Origin of the sequence: Catenulispora rubra (assembly GCF_015356825.1) — a bacterium.
Lineage (GTDB): Bacteria > Actinomycetota > Actinomycetes > Streptomycetales > Catenulisporaceae > Catenulispora > Catenulispora rubra.
Genome location: NZ_JAACYW010000563.1, coordinates 1 through 2,423, shown reverse-complemented (window position 1 = coordinate 2,423; position 2,423 = coordinate 1). Strand labels below are relative to the sequence as shown.

At 72.6% G+C, this 2,423-nt stretch carries 3 protein-coding genes; 1 reads left to right on the top strand and 2 read right to left on the bottom strand.

Features of this window, described 5'->3' with window-relative positions; translation table 11 throughout:
* Positions 1–70: 70 nt before the first annotated feature.
* Positions 71–334, bottom strand: a complete 264-nt coding sequence (locus GWK61_RS54025) for a hypothetical protein (protein WP_194922201.1) — start codon at positions 332–334, stop codon at positions 71–73.
* A gap of 90 nt (positions 335–424) precedes the next feature.
* Between GWK61_RS54025 and GWK61_RS54020 the strand changes: the two genes are divergently transcribed.
* Positions 425–1,111: a YoaK family protein gene (locus tag GWK61_RS54020; protein ID WP_323748197.1), complete on the top strand. Its 687-nt coding sequence runs from the start codon at positions 425–427 to the stop codon at positions 1,109–1,111.
* Between the two features lie 124 nt (positions 1,112–1,235).
* Here GWK61_RS54020 and GWK61_RS54015 read toward each other — a convergent pair whose 3' ends face one another.
* Complete coding sequence (locus GWK61_RS54015; RefSeq protein WP_194922200.1) at positions 1,236–1,907, bottom strand: hypothetical protein; 672 nt, start codon at positions 1,905–1,907, stop codon at positions 1,236–1,238.
* Positions 1,908–2,423: the final 516 nt, after the last annotated feature.

Genomic DNA, 2,423 nt, shown 5'->3' with positions numbered 1-2,423 from the left:
GGTCGCTCATCTGGCCTCGGGCCTCCTTCTTCGGGCTCGGCGCGCGGGCACGCGCCACAGGCCCCCAGGATCACTCCCGTGTCGTGCCGTCACCTCCGCTGCCGACCGAACGGATGACAGAGCGGCCCCGGCGCCGCGTCGGCCGGATCCGCGGCGGCGTCGCCACCAGGCCCAGGGCCTCCATCAGCAGCCGGGCGTCCGCGGCGTCGCGGGCCCGGGCCGCTAGCGCGCGCAGGGCCCGCTCGCGGATCTCGGGCGGGCATTCGGCGCTGGAGGCGAGTTCGACGACGGTCCCGCCGGAGGGGAAGGCGAAGCTGTCTGTTCCTTTCGTCACGCTCTGACCCATACCCGCCCGGGCGCGCCGTGAACGGGACACGTCCCCGACCGGCGGCTGCGATGCCAGGCATCTGGTCTAATCACCTCCGTGAAAGCCGCACTGCTGCGCCTGTCCGACCGCCTCTACGACGGCGGGGCCGCCAAGCACGGCGTCCTCCCGGGCCCGCTGATCGTCGCCACGCTCGTCACCGGCGTCGTGGACGCCGTCAGCTACCTGGCCCTGAACCACATCTTCGTGGCCAACATGACCGGCAACGTGGTCTTCCTCGGCTTCGCCCTGGCCGGCGCCAAGGGCCTGACGGTCTGGGCCCCGTGCCTGGCCATCGCCTGCTTCGCGGCCGGGGCCCGGACCGAGACCCGGCTGGCCCGCCGCACCCCCGGCGACGCCGAGCACCACCGGCTGGCGAACGCGGTGGCGGCGCACGCGGTGTTCGTCGCGGTCGCCCTGCTGATCGCCGCGCTGGAGGACGACGCGAAGACCTCCACGCACGCCCAGCTCACCGCGATCCTGGCCTTCGGCTTCGGCGTGCAGAACGCGGTGGTCCGCAAGCTCGCCGTCCCGGACCTGACCACGACGGTGCTCACGATGACGGTCACCGGCATCGCCGCCGACCCCTTCGGCAAGCCGACGATGCGCCGGCTGCTGTCGCTGGGCTGCATCTTCGCCGGCGCGCTGTGCGGCGGGCTGCTGGTGCTGCACCAGAGCATCGGCGCGGCGCTCGGGTTGGCGCTGGCGCTGCTGGTCGTGACGGCGGTGCTGGCGCGGGTGGAGTGAGGGGTTTGCGGCCGGGCTGGCTGGTCCGGCCGACTCGGCCCTGCCCCGGCCCCGGCCCGGCCCGGCTCGGGGCTGAGCCTTTCGCGGGCTGAGGCGGCGTCGCGCTGCCTCTGTCCCCGCCGCTCTAGTTCAGCTGCGCCAACGCCGCCCGAAGCTCGCGCGGCACCTCGGCCGTGAACCGTCCGTCGACGACGCCCGCGCCGAGGTCGTGCACTGCCCAGCCGCGCACCCACAGCATCCGCGGCGGCAGCGGCTCCGGCCTCTCCCGGCGCAGCGTCTCGTTGAGGTCCCAGAGCGCGGACGCCCCGGCCAACGTCGCGTTCGACGCCAGCGGCAGCGCGACGAACGAGTTGGCGTCCGTCACCATCACCAGCGCCCCGAGCGGCAGCCGCCACCCCAGCGCCTGTTCCAGCCGGAACATGTGCGCCACCCCCGGCCAGCCGACCCCGGTCACCGAGTAGGCCTCGGTGCGGCGGTCGGGCACGTCGGGCAAGGTAAAGCGCTGTACATCCAGCGGCTCCACGCCCAGCGAGACGAGCGCGTCCTCCCACAGCCGCTCCGCCGGCACCTGCCACGTCGCGGCCAGATGCCGCGTCAGCACCAGCGGCTCGTCCTGGCGTCCCTTCACTACTACCGCTCCGACCAAGTCCGGATGGAAGTCGGCGGTGAACGCGTCGTCTCCCAGCGACACCCCGGCCGGCTGCACGACGACCCGCAGCCGCAACGGCAGCAGGCTCGACGGCACGCTCGCGACGGTCCGGCAGTCCGGATCTGAGCACGGCAGTTCTGCGTACATGGTGTATCCCCCCAGATCACCCAACCCCGAGCGCCCAGAAGGCGGGCGCCGGGAGAGCGTACAGCATGGCGCGGCCATTGACCGATCAGTTTCGCGGTGAGATTCTCACGGGGAGCTAAAGCGCTTTCTTCGTGTGTTGTCATTCATGAGGGGACCGGGCGCGTCAACGTCTCGACAGCTGAGATCCAGCTCTCCTGGACGATGGCCGTGACCGGCCGCTGGTACTACGAGATCCGCCGTATTCAGCCAGACGTCTCGACCGCGGCCCCGCGGCGCACCTACGATGAGGTCTTCTACGTCACCGAGGTCGACCAGGCCCGGGGCAGCCGCCTCGACCTGCCGCCAGACCGGGGGAAGACGGCCGCGTGTCAGCGAATGGGGCGTGACACGCGGCCCGGCGGCGGGCGGCCCCGATGGGCTCGGACGGGCCGCCCGCCGACCACACCACCACACCACCACACCACGGCCCGCCGGCCCCCACTGGCTATCTTGAACGCCATGCCCGCACCACTGATC

What these genes read in the sequence shown, in the direction of transcription:
- GWK61_RS54015 (WP_194922200.1), bottom strand. Translation starts at nt 1,907, where the DNA reads ATGTACGCAGAACTGCCGTGCTCAGATCCGGACTGCCGGACCGTCGCG.